Annotated in this window: 21 protein-coding genes and 1 pseudogene; 12 read left to right on the forward strand and 10 right to left on the reverse strand. The window is 64.9% G+C overall.

The features are described 5' to 3' along the window. Positions 1 to 4: 4 nt before the first annotated feature. The 3 genes from pcnB to hda are packed head-to-tail and all read right to left on the reverse strand — an operon-like array spanning position 5 to position 2,718. The gene (pcnB, locus tag M52SOB_RS04255; protein WP_131110721.1) at positions 5 to 1,360 is read right to left on the reverse strand and encodes a polynucleotide adenylyltransferase PcnB; all 1,356 of its coding nucleotides are present in this window, start codon (positions 1,358 to 1,360) and stop codon (positions 5 to 7) included. 10 nt (positions 1,361 to 1,370) lie between these two features. Then, on the reverse strand, positions 1,371 to 2,036 hold the full coding sequence (locus M52SOB_RS04260) for a histidinol-phosphatase (protein WP_131110722.1): 666 nt from the start codon (positions 2,034 to 2,036) through the stop codon (positions 1,371 to 1,373). Then, entirely contained in the window at positions 2,017 to 2,718 is a 702-nt protein-coding gene (hda, locus tag M52SOB_RS04265) for a DnaA regulatory inactivator Hda (protein WP_131110723.1), read from the reverse strand. Before hda ends, M52SOB_RS04260 begins: the two co-directional genes overlap by 20 nt. Positions 2,719 to 2,830: 112 nt before the next feature. Between hda and purM the strand changes: the two genes are divergently transcribed. Next, positions 2,831 to 3,868, forward strand: a complete 1,038-nt coding sequence (gene purM / locus M52SOB_RS04270; protein ID WP_131110724.1) for a phosphoribosylformylglycinamidine cyclo-ligase — start codon at positions 2,831 to 2,833, stop codon at positions 3,866 to 3,868. 3 nt (positions 3,869 to 3,871) lie between these two features. On the opposite strand, the gene M52SOB_RS04275 is transcribed toward purM, so the two are convergent. Further along, entirely contained in the window at positions 3,872 to 4,612 is a 741-nt protein-coding gene (locus M52SOB_RS04275) for a flagellar brake protein (protein WP_131110725.1), read from the reverse strand. After that, positions 4,609 to 5,621: pseudogene (gene miaA, locus M52SOB_RS04280) on the reverse strand (tRNA (adenosine(37)-N6)-dimethylallyltransferase MiaA). Before miaA ends, M52SOB_RS04275 begins: the two are co-directional and overlap by 4 nt. Before the next feature lie 30 nt (positions 5,622 to 5,651). On the opposite strand from miaA, the gene M52SOB_RS04285 reads away from it, so the two are divergent. Beyond that, positions 5,652 to 5,885, forward strand: coding sequence for a DUF3567 family protein (locus M52SOB_RS04285; protein ID WP_131110726.1), 234 nt, complete (start codon positions 5,652 to 5,654; stop codon positions 5,883 to 5,885). 221 nt (positions 5,886 to 6,106) lie between these two features. On the opposite strand, the gene mutL is transcribed toward M52SOB_RS04285, so the two are convergent. Further along, positions 6,107 to 7,828 (reverse strand): DNA mismatch repair endonuclease MutL, encoded by a 1,722-nt coding sequence (gene mutL / locus M52SOB_RS04290; RefSeq protein ID WP_131110727.1) that lies wholly within the window; start codon positions 7,826 to 7,828, stop codon positions 6,107 to 6,109. 29 nt (positions 7,829 to 7,857) lie between these two features. Here mutL and M52SOB_RS04295 point away from each other — a divergent pair, with 29 nt between their 5' ends. The 7 genes from M52SOB_RS04295 to M52SOB_RS04325 are packed head-to-tail and all read left to right on the forward strand — an operon-like array spanning position 7,858 to position 13,979. Then, on the forward strand, positions 7,858 to 8,508 hold the full coding sequence (locus M52SOB_RS04295; protein ID WP_131110728.1) for a DedA family protein: 651 nt from the start codon (positions 7,858 to 7,860) through the stop codon (positions 8,506 to 8,508). Next, on the forward strand, positions 8,505 to 9,197 hold the full coding sequence (locus M52SOB_RS04300) for a hypothetical protein (protein ID WP_284155199.1): 693 nt from the start codon (positions 8,505 to 8,507) through the stop codon (positions 9,195 to 9,197). Before M52SOB_RS04295 ends, M52SOB_RS04300 begins: the two co-directional genes overlap by 4 nt. A 5-nt stretch (positions 9,198 to 9,202) precedes the next feature. Continuing rightward, positions 9,203 to 9,835: a phosphoribosylglycinamide formyltransferase gene (purN, locus tag M52SOB_RS04305; protein ID WP_131110729.1), complete on the forward strand. Its 633-nt coding sequence runs from the start codon at positions 9,203 to 9,205 to the stop codon at positions 9,833 to 9,835. After that, positions 9,789 to 10,898, forward strand: a complete 1,110-nt coding sequence (locus M52SOB_RS04310) for a DUF3108 domain-containing protein (RefSeq protein ID WP_131110730.1) — start codon at positions 9,789 to 9,791, stop codon at positions 10,896 to 10,898. Before purN ends, M52SOB_RS04310 begins: the two co-directional genes overlap by 47 nt. Then, entirely contained in the window at positions 10,895 to 12,157 is a 1,263-nt protein-coding gene (locus tag M52SOB_RS04315; RefSeq protein WP_131110731.1) for an RsmB/NOP family class I SAM-dependent RNA methyltransferase, read from the forward strand. Before M52SOB_RS04310 ends, M52SOB_RS04315 begins: the two co-directional genes overlap by 4 nt. Further along, the gene (locus M52SOB_RS04320) at positions 12,154 to 12,702 is read left to right on the forward strand and encodes a phospholipase D family nuclease (protein WP_131110732.1); all 549 of its coding nucleotides are present in this window, start codon (positions 12,154 to 12,156) and stop codon (positions 12,700 to 12,702) included. The genes M52SOB_RS04315 and M52SOB_RS04320 overlap by 4 nt, the downstream gene beginning before the upstream one ends. Further along, a complete protein-coding gene (locus M52SOB_RS04325) occupies positions 12,699 to 13,979 on the forward strand; it encodes a mechanosensitive ion channel family protein (RefSeq protein WP_131110733.1) in 1,281 nt (426 codons plus the stop codon). Before M52SOB_RS04320 ends, M52SOB_RS04325 begins: the two co-directional genes overlap by 4 nt. 45 nt (positions 13,980 to 14,024) lie before the next feature. On the opposite strand, the gene M52SOB_RS04330 is transcribed toward M52SOB_RS04325, so the two are convergent. Continuing rightward, positions 14,025 to 15,008, reverse strand: coding sequence for an SLAC1 anion channel family protein (locus tag M52SOB_RS04330; RefSeq protein WP_131110734.1), 984 nt, complete (start codon positions 15,006 to 15,008; stop codon positions 14,025 to 14,027). A gap of 178 nt (positions 15,009 to 15,186) precedes the next feature. On the opposite strand from M52SOB_RS04330, the gene M52SOB_RS04335 reads away from it, so the two are divergent. Next, positions 15,187 to 16,521, forward strand: coding sequence for a sigma-54 interaction domain-containing protein (locus M52SOB_RS04335; protein WP_131110735.1), 1,335 nt, complete (start codon positions 15,187 to 15,189; stop codon positions 16,519 to 16,521). A gap of 395 nt (positions 16,522 to 16,916) precedes the next feature. On the opposite strand, the gene rpmG is transcribed toward M52SOB_RS04335, so the two are convergent. The 3 genes from rpmG to radC all read right to left on the reverse strand — a co-directional run bounded on the left by rpmG (position 16,917) and on the right by radC (position 18,106). Next, positions 16,917 to 17,087 (reverse strand): 50S ribosomal protein L33, encoded by a 171-nt coding sequence (gene rpmG, locus M52SOB_RS04340; protein ID WP_126444390.1) that lies wholly within the window; start codon positions 17,085 to 17,087, stop codon positions 16,917 to 16,919. Between the two features lie 17 nt (positions 17,088 to 17,104). Continuing rightward, positions 17,105 to 17,341 (reverse strand): 50S ribosomal protein L28, encoded by a 237-nt coding sequence (gene rpmB / locus M52SOB_RS04345; RefSeq protein WP_131110736.1) that lies wholly within the window; start codon positions 17,339 to 17,341, stop codon positions 17,105 to 17,107. Between the two features lie 84 nt (positions 17,342 to 17,425). Beyond that, entirely contained in the window at positions 17,426 to 18,106 is a 681-nt protein-coding gene (gene radC / locus M52SOB_RS04350; protein ID WP_131110737.1) for a RadC family protein, read from the reverse strand. Between the two features lie 41 nt (positions 18,107 to 18,147). Between radC and coaBC the strand changes: the two genes are divergently transcribed. After that, a complete protein-coding gene (coaBC, locus tag M52SOB_RS04355; RefSeq protein WP_131110738.1) occupies positions 18,148 to 19,338 on the forward strand; it encodes a bifunctional phosphopantothenoylcysteine decarboxylase/phosphopantothenate--cysteine ligase CoaBC in 1,191 nt (396 codons plus the stop codon). Further along, a complete protein-coding gene (dut, locus tag M52SOB_RS04360; protein ID WP_131110739.1) occupies positions 19,325 to 19,786 on the forward strand; it encodes a dUTP diphosphatase in 462 nt (153 codons plus the stop codon). Before coaBC ends, dut begins: the two co-directional genes overlap by 14 nt. Positions 19,787 to 19,853 lie beyond the last annotated feature (67 nt).

Here is a 19,853-nt window from a genome sequence, read left to right on the forward strand (position 1 = left end):
GTGCTCACTCGTTCAGACTCGGCGCTGGTGAAACGGCACTGGCTGGGCATTCGGCGGGCTTTTTGGCGCGCCGGCGCCGGCGTTTCTTCGTGCCGGCGGTCTCGGGTTTCAGCATCGCTTCGCGGGTGGCATGGTCGGCCTCGGCAAAGCGCGCCCACCAATCGACGATTTCTTCGGGCAGCTCGCCGCTTTCCGCCCGCAGACGCAAAAAATCCCAGGCGGCACGGAAGCGCGGCTGCTCGATGAGGCGGAACGGCGCGCGGCCGCCGCGTTTTTCGAAGCGCGGCTGCAAGAGCCAGATCTCCTTGATGTCGCCGATGATGCGGCGCGTGATGGCGAGCTTTTCCGCCTGCGTGTCGAGCACTTCGTCCATCGCCGCATGCAGCGCCGGCAGGGCCGGTTCGCCGTTTTGCTTGCGCGCTTCCCAGTTGGCGAGCACCTCGTGCCAGAGCAGGGTGGCGAACAGAAAGCCCGGCGAGGTGCGCTTGCCTTCGCGCACCCGTCGGTCGGTGTCGGCAAGCGCCAGCATGACGAATTTCTCGCCCAGCGGCTGTTCGAGGATCACGTCCAACAGCGGCAGCAGGCCATGGTGCAGACCTTCCTCGCGCAGGCGTTTCAGACATTCGACGGCATGCCCAGAGAACAGCAGTTTCAGCATTTCGTCGAAGAGTCGCGCGGCCGGCACGTTCTCGATCAGCCCGGCCATCTCGCGGATCGGCGCCTCGACGGTCGGGTCCATGCGCAAATCGAGCTTCGCCGAGAGGCGCACCGCGCGCAGCATGCGCACCGGGTCTTCGCGGTAGCGCGCGCGCGGATCGCCGATCATGCGCAGGGTCTTGTGCTGCAGATCGCGCACGCCGTGGTGGTAATCGAAAACCTGTTGCGTGGCAGGATCGTAGTAGAGCGCATTGATCGTGAAGTCGCGGCGGGCGGCGTCTTCCTCCATCGTGCCCCAGACGTTGTCGCGCAGCACGCGGCCATGTTCGTCCTTCAGCGTATGCTCGTCGTGGGCGGCACGGAAGGTGGATACCTCGATGGTCTCCTGTCCGAACATCACATGCACGATCTGGAAGCGCCGGCCGATGATGCGGGCGCGGCGGAACAGGCCGCGCACCTGCTCGGGCGTGGCGTCGGTGGCGACGTCGAAATCCTTGGGATCGATGCCGGCGATCAAATCACGCACCGCGCCGCCGACGACATAGGCCTTGAAGCCGGCCTGCTGCAGCGCCTCGCAGGTGCGGCGCGCGGCCAGTGACACTTCCTGCGGATGGATGCCATGCTGTTCGGGGCCGATGATCTCGACCGGGTGCGGGGTGGGTTCGCCGCGCCTGAAGACGCGGCGCAACAGCTTGCGGATCATGAGGCGCGCATCATACCCGAAGTGACAGGATCGGCCAGCCGCGCGCGGCGGCATGGGCGCGTAAAGTGTCGTCGGGGTCGACGGCGACCGGGTGCGTGACGCGTTCGAGCAGCGGCAGATCATTGTGGGAATCGCTGTAGAAAGTGCTGTGTTCGAAAGCGCCCCACCACAGCCCCATTTCTTCGAACCAGAGGTTCAGACGTGTGATCTTGCCCTCCTTGAAGGCGGGGATGCCGCGCGGCGCGCCGGTGAAACGCCCGTCCTCGCAGGCCGGCACGGTGGCGATGAGGTGCGGGATGCCGAATTCGCGGCAGATCGGGCCGGTGACGAAACTGTTGGTCGCGGTGACCATCACGCACAGATCCCCGTCGTCACGGTGGCGGGCGACGAGCTGGCGTGCGCTCGGGGTGATCAGCGGCAGGATGCGTGTGGCCATGAACTCGCGATGCCAGGCGTCGAGCTGGCGGCGATCGTGGCGCGCCAGCGGCGCGAGCTGGAATTTCAGGAAGGCGTGGATGTCGAGCGTGCCCGCCTTGTAGTCTTCGTAGAAAGCCAGGTTTCTTGCTTCATGGACTTCGCGGTCGAGCACCCCTTTCGAGATCAGGAACTGCGCCCACTCGAAATCGGAGTCGCCGGCAAGCAGGGTGTTGTCGAGATCAAACAGGGCGAGATTCATCGTCAGTGGGAACGAGGGTGAGTTGCAGGGCTTCCTTGAGCAAGGGCAGGGTGGCGTGCTGTTTGCGTTCGAGGGTCGTGCGGTCGAGGTGGTCGAGTACCGCCATCAGGGAGGGCAGATCGCGCCGACCGTGGGCGAGCAGGTAGCGCACCAGACCGTCGTCCACTTTCAGGCCGCGTTCGAGCGCATGGCGGCGCAGCGCGGCGGCCTTCTCCTCGTCGTTGAGCGTCTTGACGGCGTAGATCAGCGTCTGGCCGATGCGTGTGCGCAAGTCTTCGCGCAGCTCGAGCTTGGTCGGCGGCTTGCCGCCGGCCAGCAGCAGCCCGAGACCGATCAGCCGCGCGGTGTTGAAGATGCGGAACAGCGCCACTTGTGCGTCTGCATCGAGCGCGTCGACCTCATCGACGATCAGCAGGCCGCCTGGCGGCGCGTGGAAATCGGCGCTGGCGGAACGGCACCCCGAAAGGAGCAGCACCGGCCGTCGCCGCAGGGCGCTCGCGGCGGTCGCGCTCAACAGATGGCTCTTGCCGCAGCCTGTCGCACCCCACAGGTAAATCGCATCGAAGCAGCCTGGCTCGGCGAGCAGGCGCAGCCGCGCCACCAGCTCGGCGTTTTCACCGACGATGAAATTGTCGAAGGAGGGCGGCTGATTGGGCCGCAGATCGAGCAGCAGTTGGGTCAAGGCAGTGTGTGGGCGATGAGGTGATTCCGGTAGAATCCGCGCGCAACTTGCTTGCGGCAATGCGAATTATCGCCGCAAATCCGCCCGTTTCGTTTTCAGCCGGCCTTCGACCATGAATTCATCTTCCTCCTTGACCTATCGTGACGCGGGTGTCGATATCGATGCCGGCGACGCGCTAGTGGAACGCATCAAGCCCGCAGCGAAGCGCACACTGCGTCCCGAGGTGCTCGGCGGCATCGGCGGCTTCGGTGCGCTGTGCGACCTGCCGAAGAAGTATCGCGAGCCGGTGCTGGTCTCAGGCACCGATGGCGTCGGCACCAAGCTGAAGCTCGCCTTCCAGCTCAACCGTCACGACACCGTCGGCCAGGATCTGGTCGCGATGAGCGTCAACGACATCCTGGTGCAGGGCGCCGAACCGCTGTTCTTTCTCGACTACTTCGCCTGCGGCAAGCTCGATGTCGGCACTGCTGCATTGGTGATCGAAGGCATCGCGAAAGGCTGTGAGCTCGCCGGCTGTGCGCTGATCGGCGGTGAGACGGCCGAGATGCCAGACATGTACCCGGAAGGCGAATACGATCTGGCCGGCTTTGCGGTCGGTGTCGTCGAAAAGGCGAAGATCGTCGACGGCCGCTCGATCCAGCCAGGCGACGCCGTGCTCGGGCTGGCATCCTCCGGCGCACATTCCAACGGCTATTCGCTGATCCGCCGCATCGTCGAGCGCGCGAAACCCGACCTTTACGCCGACTTCCATGGCAAACCCCTCGCCGAGGCGCTGCTCGCCCCGACGCGCATCTATGTCAAGCCGCTGCTCGCCCTGATGGAACGGCTGACGGTGAAGGGCATGGCGCACATCACCGGCGGCGGCATTACCGGCAACGTGCCGCGCGTGCTGCCGGAGAACGTCACGGCGGTGATCGAGCGCGCGTCCTGGCCGCTGCCGCCGCTCTTCCAGTGGCTGCAGCGTGAGGGCAACGTCGCCGACGACGAGATGCACCGCGTGTTCAACTGCGGCATCGGCATGGTGGTGATCGTCGCCGCCGAAGATGCTGTGCCGGCCGCGGAATTCCTCACTGCCGCCGGCGAGACCGTTTATCGTCTGGGCCGCATCGAAGCGCGCCAGCCGGGACAGGCGCAGACCCTGATCTGCTGAATATTAGCCGCCGAGCCGGGCACGTTCCTCACGCTGTTCCTCGGTGATGAAGTGCTGCAACAGATGCTCGTCCTGGCGCGGTAGATCGACGAAGCGGCAGCCGATGCGCCCCACGACCTTGTTGCCGCGTTCGAGCGGTCCGACGTTGCGCACCTCCAGCGTCACGACGAGACGCAACCCGCTGCGGAATTCGATCAGGGCGCCCGGCAGCTGCTGGCCGACTTCGAAGGGGGGATGCGGATCGGGCATTTCCATCGCCAGCCCGCCGATGCTGATGTCGATCACCGGCAGTTGCAGCGGCGTCTGGCCTTCCGGTGCGGGCAGCGTGCAGATCGGGCGCCGGGTGAGCGGCAGCACCAGGCGGAAGAATTCGCGCCGCTGCAAGCGGGTATAGCGCTGTGGCAACTGGGTGACGAAAGCGCGCCGACCCTGAAAGACGGTCTCCTGGACCGCGCCGGTCATGAACTGGTTTCTCACCCCATGCGGCGCGCAGATGAAAAAGTTGCGCTCGCTCTTCAAGAGCTTCTGGTTGGTTTCTTCGCTGCCGCCCCAGTCGAAGATCAGCCGGTCGTTGTCCTCATCGACCGCGAGCAGCACGGTGAGAAGCATGTCCTTGCCCTCGTTGAACACGACGCTGACCCGTTCCCCATCCTTGATCAGCTGATGCAGATAGAAGAGGATCTCGCGACGATGGTTCGTGCTGTATTTTTCGAGCTCTTCGGCCGGTATGGACTGAACGGTCATGCGTTGGCGCGGGGCGCGTGTTTCAGATGGGATTCGACTGCCGACAGTATTCTGGCAGTCGCCTGCGCATCCCCTAAGGCCGATTCGAGGTCGAATTCATGGTCAATTACACCCGCATCCCGGAATGCGCGCAGCCAGGTGAGCTGCCGCTTGGCGAACTGTCGGGTGGCGAAGATGCCGCGCTCGGCGAGTTCCCGGGCGGGTAGCCGTCCCTCCAGCATCTCCCAAACCTGGCGATAGCCGACGCAGCGCATCGAAGGCAAGTCGGCGGAAAGCCGGTAGCGGGCGCGCAATGCCTCGACCTCGCCGATGAGGCCGGCGGCGAGCATCGCGTGGAAGCGCCGGGCGATGCGCTCGTGGAGGACATGCCGTTGCGGGGGGGCGAGGGCGATCGTCAGCAGCCGGAAGGGCAGGGCATTCATTTCCTGCCGTTGCCAGAAGTCGCTCAAAGGCCGGCCGGTGAGCCGCAGCACTTCGAGCGCGCGCTGGATGCGCTGGCTGTCGGTGGGCGCCAGCCGCGCGGCGGTGAGCGGATCGGCTTTTGCCAGTTCGGCGTGGAGCGCCGGCCAGCCTCGATGTGCGGCTTCCGCGTCGATCGCGGCGCGCATTCCCGGATCGGCCTGCGGCAAGTCGGCGAGCCCTGCGATCAAGGCCTTGAAATAGAGCATCGTGCCGCCGACCAGCAACGGCGCCTTGCCGCGTGTAGCGATTTCACTCATCACGCGCAGCGCATCGCGACGGAATTGGGCGGCCGAGTAGCGTTCCTCGGGGTGATCAGGTCGATCAGATGGTGCGGGAAACGCGCCAGCGTCTCGCGGTCCGGCTTCGCAGTGCCGATGTCCATGCCGATGAATACCTGCGCCGAGTCGAGGCTGACGATCCCGACCGGAAAGCGGCGGGCGATTTCCAGCGCCAGCTCGGTCTTGCCGCTCGCGGTCGGACCGATTAGGGCGATGGCGGGCGGCAGGGCGGGATTCGTCGCAGTTGAAATCGACACGTCAATGCCCATTTACGAAACGAGAGTTTTGAAGGAGGGCGTATGAACATCCTGTTCAACAATCCGCAGCTGTATCTGATCGATTATCCGGGTATCGATGCGCTCGAAATCCTCGACAAGCGCAATGGCCGGATCGGATTGCTGCGCGGCGCGGTCGCGAAGCGCATGCGCGAGGAATTCAGGGAGTTCCTGACCCGGGCGCACGATGAAGAGGAATATGAAGACTTCCTCGACGCCCATGATGCCATTCTCTTCCAGCCGGTTTCGTTGCATTGAACCCAGATTGTCCATTGGAACACGAGCGGGTTTCGCAGGCGAGGGCGAGCAAGTTTGCGTTCCCGCGACGAGCCAATAACGGTGTCTATTGGCGAGGAGCGGGGGCGCGAAGATGCCGCCCGCAGCCCGAAAGCCGCCGTGTAGGGCGCTGAAATGATCGTTTTGCATGCCCATGGTGAATCAGCCCGGTCTAATGGATAATCTGGGTTGAATTCGCCCCCTCAGCGACCGCGCATGAACAGGCGGTCGAGTTCGGCGAGCGAAAGCTGAATCCAGGTCGGCCGGCCGTGATTACACTGGTCGGCGCGCTCGGTTTCCTCCATCGCGCGTAGCAGCGCATCCATTTCCGGTAGGGAAAGGCGGCGGTGAGCGCGCACCGCGCCATGGCAGGCCAGCGTGGCGAGGATTTCGTTGCGATGTTGTTCGAGCACATGGCTGGCCGGATGTTCGGCGAGCTCGGCGAGCAGCGCACGCATCAGTGACTCGACATCGCCGCCGGCGAGAAGCTGCGGCACGGCCCGCACTGTGAGTTGCCGAGGGCCGGCGGGCGCGATCTCGAAGCCGAGCCGCTCGAGGGTCGCCGCATGTTCCTCGGCGCAGGCGAGCTCGGCGGGGCTTGCCGAAACGAGCAGCGGGACCAGCAGCATTTGCGTCGCCGGCCGGGCATCGGCCGCCGCCTTCAGCTGCTCATAGAGGATGCGTTCGTGGGCGGCGTGCATGTCGACGATCACGAGTCCCTTGGCATTCTGCGCCAGGAGGTAGATGCCGGAAAGTTGCGCGAGCGCGTGGCCGAGCGGGTGGTCGACGCTATCGACGGCCGGCGCTGACGGAGTCGCATCCGCAAACGCCCGTTGCACGAATTCGAGATAGGCGGCGGCTTCCGGCTCGCGTACGGAAAAGCTCGTCTGCTGCGCTACGAAAGTCGGCGCTGGCGGGACGGCACTCGCCGGGGCTTTTGCGGCGGCCAGCGGTTCGGCCAGCGCCCGCTGCAGGGCGTGGAACACGAACTGGTGCACGGCCTGGCCATCGCGGAAGCGCACTTCCGTCTTCGCCGGATGGACATTGACATCGACCAGCATCGGGTCGATGTCGAGGAACAGCACCCAGGCGGGATGCAGCGCGCCATGCAGCACGTCGGCATAGGCGGCGCGTGCCGCGTGGGCGAGCAGCTTGTCGCGCACGAAGCGGCCATTGACGAAAAAGAGCTGTTCGGCGCGCGTGTTCTTCGCATAGGCGGGCAGCGCCGCGAAACCGGACAGCCGCAACGGCCCGGCTGCACTGTCGATTTGCCGGGCGTGGGCGAAGAAGGCCTCCCCCATCAGTTCCCGGGTGCGGCGCGCCAGATCGACGGGCGGCAGGCGTCGGCGCACCTGGCCGTTGTGGGCGAGAGTGAAGCCGATCTCGGGACGGGCCTGCGCCATGCGCGTGAGCACCTCATCGCAGTGCGCGAACTCGGTGGCCACCGACTTGAGGAACTTGCGCCGCGCGGGCGTGTTGAAGTAGAGATCGGCGACCGTCACTACCGTGCCGGCGGACAGGGCAGCCGGTTTCACTGCGCCGCTTTCGGCATCGAGTTTCCAGGCGTGGGGAGAATCCGCCGTGCGGCTGGTGATCGTGACCCGCGCGACCGAGGCGATCGAGGCCAATGCCTCGCCGCGAAAGCCGTAGCTGGCGACGCGTTCGAGATCGTCGAGCGTGGCGATCTTGCTCGTCGCATGACGGGCGAGCGCGAGCGGTAAGTCCTCGGCGTCGATGCCGCCGCCGTCGTCCGCGACGCGGATCAGCTTGACGCCGCCTTCCTCGAGTTGCACGTCGATCCGGCTCGCGCCGGCATCGAGGCTGTTCTCGATCAGTTCCTTGAGCACCGAGGCAGGACGTTCGACCACCTCGCCGGCGGCGATCTGGCTGATCAGGAGGTCGGGAAGGGGGTGGATGCGGGACATGGGCCCGTGCATTGTAAACTGCCGCCATCATGGAGCTCATTGCTCAATTTCTCGACATCGTCCTGCATCTGGACCGGCATCTCGCGCTGCTGGTGGCGGACTATGGGGTATGGATCTATGCGCTGCTGTTCGCGATCGTGTTCTGCGAGACCGGATTGGTCGTGACGCCTTTCCTGCCGGGCGACTCCTTGCTGTTCGTCGCCGGCGCGCTGGCGGCGACGGGCGGCATGGACATCACCGTCTTGATCGCCGTGCTGATGAGTGCCGCAGTGCTCGGCGACAACGCCAATTACTGGATCGGCCGCTGGGTCGGTCGGCGCATCCTGCATTGGGGCGAGGGCTCGCGCTTCTTCAACCGCGCCGCCTACGAGAAGACCCATGCCTTCTACGAGCGCTACGGCCCGCTGACGATGACGATGGCGCGCTTCGTGCCGCTGGTGCGCACTTTCGCGCCTTTCGTCGCCGGCATCGCGCGCATGACCTATGCGCGCTATTTCGCGTTCGACCTGCTCGGTGCCGTGCTCTGGGTGTTTTCGCTGACGCTCGCCGGTTACTGGTTCGGCAACCTGCCGCTGGTGAAGAACAATCTGTCGCTGGTGATCGTCGGCATCATTCTCGTCTCGGTGATGCCGATGGCGATCGGCTGGCTGCGTGCGCGGCTCGCCGCGGCCCGCCAATGAAGCGGCGCAGTTTGCTGCTGGCCGTTTCATGTTCAACGCTTCTTTCCGCCTGCCTGTCGAGCCCTGGACAGCTCGCCAAGACCGACATCGACCGCATTGCCGACCTACATCGGCGCGAGGTGTTCGCCAGCCTCGCACGACTGGCCGACAAGCTCTACCGGCGCAATCCACGCGAATGGAAGAAAGGCGGCCATCCCAGCCGCGAGGCGGCGCTGGCAAAACTGACGGATCCGCAGCGCCTCGGCCGCTCGCCGGAACCGGAGGGCCGGCGCGGCACGGCGCTGATTCTCGCCGGCCTGCGCGAGGATTATGCGCACGATCGCGTCGCCGCATTCATCGGCGGTCTCAACACGATGCTCTTCGACGCCTTCGACGGCAAGACCGAATTTTTCATTCTCGACGACCTCGATGCCCAGCGGCTCTACAATGCGGCCCGCAACGTCGAGATCGCCGCCTGGAAGCTCGCCAATGCGCGTCGCAGCCAGCCCGAAGGCGAGCTGCCGGCGGGCACGCCGCTTTTGCTCTCCAACGAAATGGGGCCGATCCAGAACCTCAGTTTCGAACGCGAATTCGGCCGGCTGATCGGCAGCCTCGACCTCCTGTCGCAAATCGTCGCCGACAAATCGAATCGCACCGTCGTCAAGGTCGTGCACAGTCTTGCGACCGCCGTCTTCCTTCCCGTCAAATAGCGCTCATGAATTCTTATGTGATCCTCATCTCCGGCCGCGGCAGCAACATGCAGGCGCTCCTCGAAGCCCGGCTGCCCGGCCAATGCGTCGCGGTGATCAGCAACCGGCCCGAGGCGGCCGGGCTCGCCTGGGCTGCCAGCCGCGGCGTGCCGACGCGCGTCGTCGATCATCGCCAGTACCCTTCCCGCGAAGCCTTCGATACCGCGCTGGCCGAGGCAATCGAGCGCGTGGGCGGCGAACTGGTCCTGCTCGCCGGCTTCATGCGCATCCTGACCCCGGACTTCGTCGCACACTTCGCCGGCCGGCTCATCAACATCCATCCCTCGCTCCTGCCGGCCTTCCCGGGCCTGCACACGCACGAGGCGGCGCTCGCCGCCGGGGTGCGCGTGCATGGCTGCACGGTGCATTTCGTCACGCCGGCGCTCGATTGCGGACCGATCATCATCCAGGCCGCCGTGCCGGTGCTGGCGGGAGATACGCCGGACGCTCTGGCGGCACGGGTGCTCCGGCAGGAGCACATCATCTACCCGCAAGCCGCGCGGGCGGTGCTCGAAGGCCGTTGCCGGCTCGTCGACGGCAGGGTCGTCTGGGATGACGATGCCACCTCTGCCGATCTCGCCTTGCGGGTTCCCGCGTAATTCCAAGACGATGCTGCCGTTCTGGCTGGCGCTGGCTGCCTCGCTGACGCTGCATCTCGGCGTGTTGCTATCGGCGGGCTGGTCCCTGCCGCTGGAAGGAGAGAACGAACCGGCCCGTCTCGAAGCGACCTTGGTGTCGGCGCCCATGACGCCAGCGGCGCCCCAGGCAACCCCGGTGGCAAAGAAACGCCCGCCGCGCAAGTCGGCGAAACCGCGGTCGGCGCCGCCAGTGCCGCCAGCGTTGGATCTGCCGGACGCCAGTCTGCCGGCACCCGAGCCGGTCCTCTCCTCGCCGCCCATGCCGGCCGAGCCGGAAATCCCGCCCGCCGATACGGCAGCAGCGCCGGTCGCCGAGTCTGCTTCGTCTGCCGAGGGTGCCGTCCCGCCAGCGCCGACTTTCGAGATTCGCTGGCCCCCGAGCGGCCGCATCGTCTATCAGGTGACGCGCGGCGAGCAGGGGTTCGTCATCGGTCAGACCGAGCAGCGCTGGGAGTGGAATGAGGCGCACTATCTGCTGCAAACCATCGCCGAAACCACCGGCCTCGTCGCGCTGTTCCGGCCGGCGAAGGTCGTCCAGACCAGCCGCGGCGGCTTCGATGCCCACGGCGTGCGGCCCGCGGAGTTCATGGTCGAGCGCGAAGGTCGGGAGACCGAACATGTGCGCTTCCAGGCCGAGGAGGGGCGTGTCGTGTTTCCCCGCGGTGGCAGCGCGCCGTTCGCGGCGGGCGTGCAGGATCTGCTGTCGGTGTTCTTCCAGCTCGCCGGACTGCCGCTCGATACGCCGGAATATGCCGTCAGCGTGGCGACGACCCGCAAGCTGGCGAACTACCATGTCACGGTGGATGAGGTGTCCCGGCTCGAAACGCCGCTGGGCGCTCGGCCGGTGCGTCATCTCTCGGTGCTGGGGCGGCCCGGCGAGGATGTCACCGAGCTGTGGCTGGATGAGCAAACGCGCCTGCCACTGAAAATCCGCCATCGCGACCGCAAAGGCGAGGTCTTCGACCAGATCGTCATCGCCATCGAACCCGGATTGCCCATTGCCGACACGGATCTGCCACGATGAAAACTTTGTCTTCCAGCCTGATCGACCTGACGGTCGACGCCTGCCGCGAGTTGCTGCAATTCCGCCAGCCGGCCGATGCCGTGTTGTCGGCTTTTTTCCGCGCCCGCCATTGTGGGCCGCGCGAACGCGCCTTCATCGCCGAGGCCGCCTATGCGCTGTTGCGCCGCAAGCGTTCGCTGGCGGCCTGGGTCGGCCCGCAGGCCGATGTGCGGCAACTGGTACTCGCGGCGCTGGTGCGCCATGGCGGTATCAGCCTGCGCATGCTGGATACGGCGCTGCCGAAGCGCGATGCCGAGTGGCTCGCCGCCTTGAAGGCGCAACCGGAGCCGGCATTGACGCTCGGCGAAGAGACCGACCTGCCCGACTGGCTGGTCGAGCGTCTCGGAGCGCTGATGTCGCAGGACGAACTCATTGCGCTCGCCCGGGCGCTGAACCAGCCGGCGCCGCTCGATCTGCGGGTGAATACCCTCAAGGCGCGGCGTGACGATGTGCTGGCGCGGCTCGATGGCGAGGGCATCGCCGCGGCGCCCTGTCCGTTCGCGCCCGAGGGCATCCGGCTGGCCGGCAAGCCGGCGCTGGCGAAGCACCTGCTGTTTCTCGATGGCAGCATCGAAGTGCAGGACGAAGGCAGTCAGCTCCTTGGCCATCTCGTCGCTCCCAAACGCGGCGAGATGGTCGTCGATTTCTGCGCCGGCGCCGGCGGCAAGACGCTGCTGCTCGGCGCGTCGATGCGCTCGACGGGGCGGCTGTATGCCTTCGATGTGTCGGCCAGGCGTCTGGCGAAACTCAAGCCGCGCCTGGCGCGCTCGGGGCTCTCCAACGTCCATCCCGTCGTGATCGCCAACGAGAACGACGTGCACGTCAAGCGTCTGGCCGGCAAGTGCGACCGCGTGCTGGTCGATGCACCTTGCTCGGGACTGGGCACGCTGCGGCGCAATCCCGATCTGAAATGGCGGCAGACGCCGCAGGACGTCGCCGAGTTGACCGCCAAACAGGCCGCGATCCTCGCCGCCGCGGCACGCCTGGTCAAGCCTGGCGGGCGGCTCGTCTATGCCACCTGCAGCCTGCTGCCCGAAGAGAACGAGGCCATCGTCGATGCTTTTCTCGCCAAGGAGCCGCAGTTTGCGCGACATTCCGCCCGCGAGGTGCTCGCAGGGCAGGGCATTTCGCTCGACCTCAAAGGCGAGGACCTGCATTTGTCGCCGCACGTTCATGGCACCGATGGCTTTTATGCCGCAGTGCTGGAGCGGGCGAAATGAAGGCGTGGCTGCTGATTGGACTGCTGGTGCTGGCGCCCGCCGCCGCGGCAGTCGAAGTGCCGGCCGTCGGCCGGATCGAGGTGCTGTTCACACCCTGGGACGACGCCGAAGGCGCGGTGCTGCGGGCGATCGATGCGGCGCAGCGCAGTTTGCACGTGCAGATGTTCCTGCTCTCCAGCCGCAGCATCGCCCGCTCGCTCATTGCCGCCCATGCGCGCGGCGTCAGGGTCGAGGTGCTCGCCGACAGGGAGATGGTGGTCAACGGCGAGAACTCCCAGATAGAGAAGCTCGCCGCGGCGGGTATCGCGGTGTGGCTGGAAACCCGCTATGCTGCTGCCCACAACAAAATCCTGCTCATCGACGTCGATAGCGATCATCCCGTGGTCATCACCGGCAGCTACAACTTCACCTGGTCGGCGCAGGCGCGCAATGCCGAGAACCTCTTGATCCTGCGCGACAATCCGGCGCTGGCGCAGGTCTATTTCGCCAATTGGCGGCGTCATCACGCCGAGGCCATCCCCTTTGCCGAGGCGGTTCGGCCATGAGCGCGGCAACGGAACCCTTCGGCCGGCTGCTGCTGGATCTCTGGGACGATCTGCAACAGCCCGACGTGCTCTGGCAGGTCGCCGTACTGGCCGGATGTTTCGTGCTGGCCTGGCTGTTCGACCGCTGGGTGCATTCCCGCTTCGCGCACGCAGGCGGGACAGAAAGCGCTGCGCGACGTTTCGGCCAGCGGGGTCTGAAGCGTATCGGCCTACCGGCGGTGATGCTGCTCCTGGTGCTCGCCGCGCGGCCGCTGCTCGCGCAGTGGCATCACGTGAATCTGCTCAGCCTGGCGGTTCCGCTGCTGACTTCGCTGCTGGTCATTCGCGCCGTGATGTTCGTCGTGCGCCACACCTTTTCCGCCACGGCGCCCTGGCTCGCAGGCTTCGAGCGTAGTTTCGCGTTGCTGGTGTGGAGTGGGGTGGCGCTGCATATTCTCGGTCTGATGCCGCAATTGATCGAGTTCCTCGAAGGGATCGGCTTCACGCTCGGCCGCACGCGGCTCAATCTGTGGCTGATCCTGCAAGGCGTCGGCGCGGTGCTGACGACGCTGCTGGTCGCCTTGTGGGCCGGGGGGGTGATCGAAGCGCGGTTGATGGGCGCGCAAAGTCTCGACGGCAATCTGCGCCTGGTGCTGGCACGCTTGACTCGGGCATTGTTGGCGCTGCTCGCGGTGCTGATCGCGCTGCCGATGGTCGGCATCGATCTCACGGCATTGTCGGTATTCGGTGGCGCGCTGGGCGTGGGGCTGGGCTTCGGCATGCAGAAGATCGCCGCCAACTATGTATCGGGCTTCATCATCCTGCTCGACCGTTCGATCCAGCTCGGCAACCTGATCGAGGTCGGTGGCCAGCGCGGCGTCGTCACGCGCATCACGACACGTTACACGGTGTTGCGCGGCATGACGGGCATCGAGACGATCGTGCCCAACGAGATGCTGGTCAGCTCGGTGATCAACAATGAAACCTTCAGCGACCCGAAGGTGCGCATCGCCACCCAGGTGCAGGTCGCCTACGGCAGCGATCTGGAAAAGGCACTGGCGATCCTCGTCGAGGCGGCGCAAGCGCAGTCGCGCGTACTCGCCGATCCGCCGCCGAAGGCCTTCGTCGTCCGTTTCGCCGATTCGGGCATCGATCTCGAAGTGGGGTTCTGGATCGCCGATCCCGCCGAAGGCACGCTGCAGATCAAGTCCGACATCCATCTGGCGATCTGGCGGGCCTTCAAGGCGGCGGGGATCGAGATTCCCTTCCCGCAGCGGGAAGTGCGATTGTTGCAATGAAGTTGCTGCTGGCGGAAAACTGGAACGCTCCGCCAGCCGCTCCGTTCATTCGGGCACGCAGATTTCGCCGCGCATCGCCGCCAGTGCGGTGCGTAAGGTCAGGAGCAGCAGCACGAGGCTCAGCACGATCAAGAGCAGCCAGGACAAGCCGAAGAAGAATCCCGAACCGCGTTCGGCCATGATCAGCGTGGCGATGGTGATCGCGGCGAGCGGGAAGGAATAGGCCCAGGTCGAGAGAAAGAAGCGCAGGCGGAAGAAGCGCAGCGCATTGCTGGCGAGCAACAGCGTCAGAAAAAGCGCGACGTTGTAAAGGATCTGCCCGAAGGCATCGATCTGGCCGCCGTTGAGTTTCAGCCAGGCGATGAAAGCGACCGCCGGCGGGGCGATCAGGATGAACAGCGTCGGCGTCAGCCGTTCGGGCAGGGGTTCATGGAAGAACAGCCGGTTCATCACGATGGTCAGCAGCACGACCCAGAACACGAGGCCGATGCTGAAGAAGAACCAGGAGATCTCGACGGGCGCGAAGTTGACGCCGGCCACCGGCACGATTACGTTGCCGACGATGGGGATGAACCAGGCCGGATTGGCGTGTTTGATCTCATAACGCGTATGGTGGATCCAGCTGCTCATCACGATCAGGGTGAAAGCCAGGTGCAGGGCAGCGCCGACGATCCAGAAGGCATAGGCGAGGCCCGCCTGCGCATCGACGAAAGCGACGGCCAAAAGCAAAAGGGAAATCGAGACAGCCGGAAAGAAATTGAGCCGGATCGGGTTCGAGAATTCCTTTTTCACGGCCTCCCAGTGTGAGGCCATCTTCGCCAGATAGCCGAGCGCGACCATCACGAACAGGATGAGCGACCACCATTGCAGGGAAAGACCGATCCCGGCCGGCAGGCCGAGTACGTGGCCGGCCTTTTTCCAGGCGATGGCGAGACCACTGGTGCCCATGACCGTGGCGAACAGGGGAATCGGATAGTGGGCGAGGCGCGAGTGAGGCGCGGAAGGGGTTGCAGGGCTGGGGTGCGTCATGGGCTTTTTCCTTTTCGTTTTGGGAGCGACTTCGATGAGTTGGATTCGCCTGGAATTATATTAGCGGATGCTTAAGCACAATGTGTTCCAGCCGAAGAAGGCTTTTCCAACCAGCAGGCAAGTCAGCGCTGCTGTCATCCATGGCAGAATAGACAGAAATCCTTGACAGTAACGTTTCATGACCCCGCATCCACTCGCCGAGCTGATTTCCTATCTCGATACTTTGCCCGAGCCGCACATCCTTTGCGACCGGGATTACCGCATCCTCGCGGCGAACAAGGCCTACCGGCGCAGTTACGGCGGGGGGCATGCGATCGTCGGCCAGACCTGCTATGCCGTCTCTCATCGCTATCCCGCCCCTTGCGACAAGGCGGGTGAGACCTGCCCGCTCAGGCAGAGCCTCGTCTCCGGCCAGCGCGAGCGTGTGCTGCATTTGCACCATACGCCGGAGGGCGAAGCCTATGTGAATATCGAACTTGCACCGGTGCGCGACGCGCAGGGCGAGATCGCTTATTTCGTCGAGAAGATGGAAACGCTCGGCGTGTCGCAGGGCTTGCCGGATGCGCGCGCGCTGGTGGGGCGAGCCCCGGCCTTCCGGCGCATGCTCGAACTCGTGGCACGGGTGGCGCCCTCCGATGCCACGGTGATGTTGCAGGGAGAATCCGGCACGGGCAAGGAGCTGGTGGCGAAGGCGATCCATGATGCCAGCCGGCGTGCCAGCCGCCCTTTCGTGGTGGTGGATTGTTCCGGCTTGACCGAAACCCTGTTCGAAAGTGAATTGTTCGGTCACGAGAAAGGCGCCTTCACTGGGGCTGCGATGCGGCGCATCGGTTTGGTCGAGGCGGCGTCCGGCGGCACGCTGTTTCTCGACGAATTGGGCGATATTCCGCTGGGACTCCAGGTCAAACTGTTGCGGCTGCTGGAAACCGGCACCTTCCGTCGCGTCGGCGCCAGCGATTTCCTCAAGGCCGACGTGCGCCTGATTTCCGCGACTCACCGCAATCTGCGCGCGATGGTGGCCGAGGGGCGTTTCCGCCAGGACTTGTATTACCGGTTGAATACCTTCCCGATCCATCTGCCCGCGCTACGGGAGCGGATCGAGGACGTGCCGCTGCTTGCTGAAGCCTTGTTGGCGCGTGTCGCGCCGGGGTGCAGCCTGCGCCTCTCGGAGGAAGCGCTTGCCTGCCTGATGGCCTACGACTATCCCGGCAACGTGCGCGAGCTGCGCAACGTGCTCGAACGCGCGACCCTATTGTGCGATGGCGATGTGATTCTGCCGGAACATTTGCCACCCGAGTTGATCCACGGCGGCGATGCGACCGCGCCCTCCGGTGGTCCGGTCGTTGCCGCCCAAACGCTGGAAGACATCGAAGACGAGGCCTTGCGGCGGCGGTTGGCGGCTCACCACGGCAACCGCAAAGCGCTGGCGGCCGAGCTGGGGATCAGCGAGCGGACGCTGTATCGCCGCCTGCAAAGGATCCGCGCGAAGAGTGGAATTGGCAGTGTGTCATGAAGTGGCAGTCATCGCTGCCATTTTGGCATGAATGATCGGCTCTTTTTCGTCGGCTTGTGCAAGCCCCGATTCTTTATCTATCTGTTTTTAAGTCAATTATCCTGCCAGAGGTCGATCTGGCACGCCTTTTGATATAGAAAGTAGTGAAGCGGTGCATTGCATCGGGTCGCTGGTAAGTTAGAGTGCCAAGTCCCCCCTGATCTTGGTTTCTCTTGACGAACCTCCTCCTCCTCCAATGTGCTTTTCGAGATCTTCCCTCAGGCTCGACAAGCAGGTAATCCAGCGACTCGCACCGCTTCTTTTTTTTCTCCCGCGCAGAAAACAAGAACGCCAGCGCTGGCGCGCTGGCGTTCTTTTCCATACCCGGCCGTGGGCGCGGGCTATCCTGGAATGGCTTACTTGAGCTTCACTTCCTTGTAGAGCACGTGCTTGCGCGCTTTCGGGTCATATTTCATGAATTCCAGCTTTTCCGGCGTGGTGCGCTTGTTTTTGCTGGTGGTGTAAAAGTGACCGGTGCCCGCGGTGGATTCGAGCTTGATTTTTTCACGTCCGCCCTTGGCTGCCATGATCGCTTACTCCTGTCTCAAACGGCTTCGCCGCGTTCGCGCAGCTCGGCGAGAACGACGTCGATGCCTTTCTTGTCGATGGTGCGTAAGCCCGCGTTCGAGACGCGCAGCCGCACCCAGCGGTTTTCGGATTCGACCCAGAACTTGCGATTCTGCAGGTTGGGCAGATAACGACGCTTGGTCTTGTTGTTGGCGTGGGAAACGTGGTTCCCCACCATCGGGGCCTTGCCCGTCACTTGGCAAACGCGGGACATGCTTGTCTCCAGAAAACATCGATTGCGGAAAGCCGCGCATTCTAACCGACCGTCAGGGGGCGGGCAAGCGTTTTTTTCGGAAATTCAGAGCAATCCCCGCTCGGCAAAGGACAGCGGCGGCGCGTGGCCGGCGACGATGAAGTGATCGACGAGACGAACTTCGACCAGTGCGAGCGCCTGCTTGAGGTTGCGCGTCAACAGCTCGTCCGCGGCCGAGGGCTCGGCAACGCCCGAAGGATGGTTGTGGGCGAGGATCACGGCGGCGGCATTGCGGGCCAGGGCGCGCTTGACGACTTCGCGCGGATACACCGAAGTCTGGGTGAGGGTGCCGCGGAACAGTTCCTCGTCGGCGATCAGCCGGTTCTGGGCATCGAGCCAGAGGGCCAGAAAAACCTCATGTTGCAAGGGCGAGAGCGCCAGCCGCAGCCAGTCACGTACCGCATTGGGGGTGGCAAGGGCGGGTCGTTGGCGGAGCTCTTCGCGCAAGCCGCGGCGCGCGAGCTCGAGGGTGGCGGCCAGTTGCGCCGCCTTGGCCGGTCCGATGCCATTCACGGCTGTCAGCTCCGCCGCCGAAGCGGCGCACAGCCGCGTCAGGCTGTTGTCGAAGTGGGCGAGCAGTCGCCGGGCGAGATCGACCGCACTCATGCCCTTGACGCCGACACGCAGAAAGATCGCCAGCAGTTCGGCATCCGAGAGGGCTGCGGCGCCCTGCGACAGCAGTCGTTCGCGCGGGCGTTCGTCGTCGGGCCAGTCTGTGATCGCCATGAGCTAGAATCCTCGAACCGTTCTCCTCTATTCTATCTGTCATGAATGACTTGCAAGGCAAACGCATCGTGCTGGGCGTCACCGGCGGCATCGCGGCCTACAAGGCCTGCGAACTGGCACGGCTGATCGGCAAGGCGGGAGCCGACGTCGATGTCGTCATGACCGAGGCGGCGACGCAGTTCGTGGCGCCGCTGACTTTTCAGGCGCTCACCGGCCGGCCGGTGCAGGTCTCGATGTGGCAAACCGATCGAGCCAACGGCATGGCCCACATCGACCTCACGCGAGGGGCGGACGCCCTGCTGGTCGCCCCGGCGACGGCCGATTTCATCGCCAAACTCGCCCATGGCTTTGCCGATGATTTGTTGTCCTCGTTGTGTCTCGCCCGAGATTGCCCGCTGCTGATCGCGCCGGCGATGAATCGCCAGATGTGGATCAATCCCGCCACGCAGCGCAACGTCGCCCAAGTGCGTGGTGATGGCGTCGTCATCCTTGGTCCGGCCAGCGGTGAACAGGCCTGTGGCGAAGTGGGGGAAGGGCGCATGCTCGAAGCCGAGGCGCTTTGCCAGGCGCTGATCGCTTTCTTCCAGCCGAAGCTGCTCGCCGGCAAGCGTGTCCTGCTGACCGCCGGGCCGACCCAGGAGCCGCTCGATCCGGTGCGTGTGCTGACGAATCTCAGTTCCGGCAAGATGGGCTACGCGTTGGCGCGCGCCTGTGCCGAAGCCGGGGCATCGGTGACGCTGGTGTCCGGCCCGGTGTGCCTGCCGACGCCGGCCGGAGTCACGCGCATCGATGTCGTGAGCGCGCTCGAGATGCGCGATGCCGTCATCAATGCCCTGCCGGCCGACATCTTCATTGCCGTCGCGGCGGTGGCCGACTACCGCCCTGCCGCGCCCGCCGCTCACAAGATCAAGAAAGGGGCTGAGCGGCTGACCCTCGATCTCGTCGCCAATCCCGACATCCTGGCCGAGGTGGCCGCACTGCCGGATGCGCCGTTCTGTGTCGGCTTCGCTGCCGAGAGCCAGCAGCTCGCCGAGTATGCCGAGGCCAAGCGTCGTGCCAAGCGTCTGCCGCTGGTCGTCGGCAATCTCGTCCAGGACGGACTGGGCGGCGAGGCGAACCAGATTACCCTGTTCGATGCGGCCGGCAGTCATCCACTGCCGCCTGGTGACAAACTGACCCTGGCGCGTGCGATCGTGCGCCATATCGCGGAGATGATCCATGCACACGATTGACGTTCGCATCCTCGATCCCCGTCTCAAGGACGAGAAAGGCGGTTATGCGCCGCATTACGCCACGCCGGGGGCGGCGGGGATGGATCTGCGCGCCTGCATCGAGGCGCCGGTGCGGCTGCATCCGAACGAAACGATGCTGGTGCCGTCTGGCATCGCGATCCATATCGCCGATCCGGGCATGGCGGCATTGATCCTTCCCAGATCGGGACTGGGCCACAAGCATGGCATCGTGCTCGGCAACCTCGTCGGCCTGATCGATTCGGATTACCAGGGCGAAATCTTCATCTCCCTGTGGAACCGCGGCCATGAAGTCTTCGCGCTCAATCCCCTCGATCGCGTCGCCCAACTGGTGATCGTGCCGGTGCTGCAGGTCGGCTTCAATATCGTCGACGACTTCGAAGCCTCTCATCGCGGCGCAGCCGGATTCGGCAGCACTGGCAAAGCTTGATCTGGGGGTGCCGTCCCGCCAGCGCCGACTTTCCGAGGTAAGGAGGCGCCCGGCGGGACGCTCGTTT

Source organism: Sulfuricystis thermophila (assembly GCF_004323595.1).
In the GTDB taxonomy this organism is placed as follows: Bacteria; Pseudomonadota; Gammaproteobacteria; order Burkholderiales; family Rhodocyclaceae; genus Sulfuricystis; species Sulfuricystis thermophila.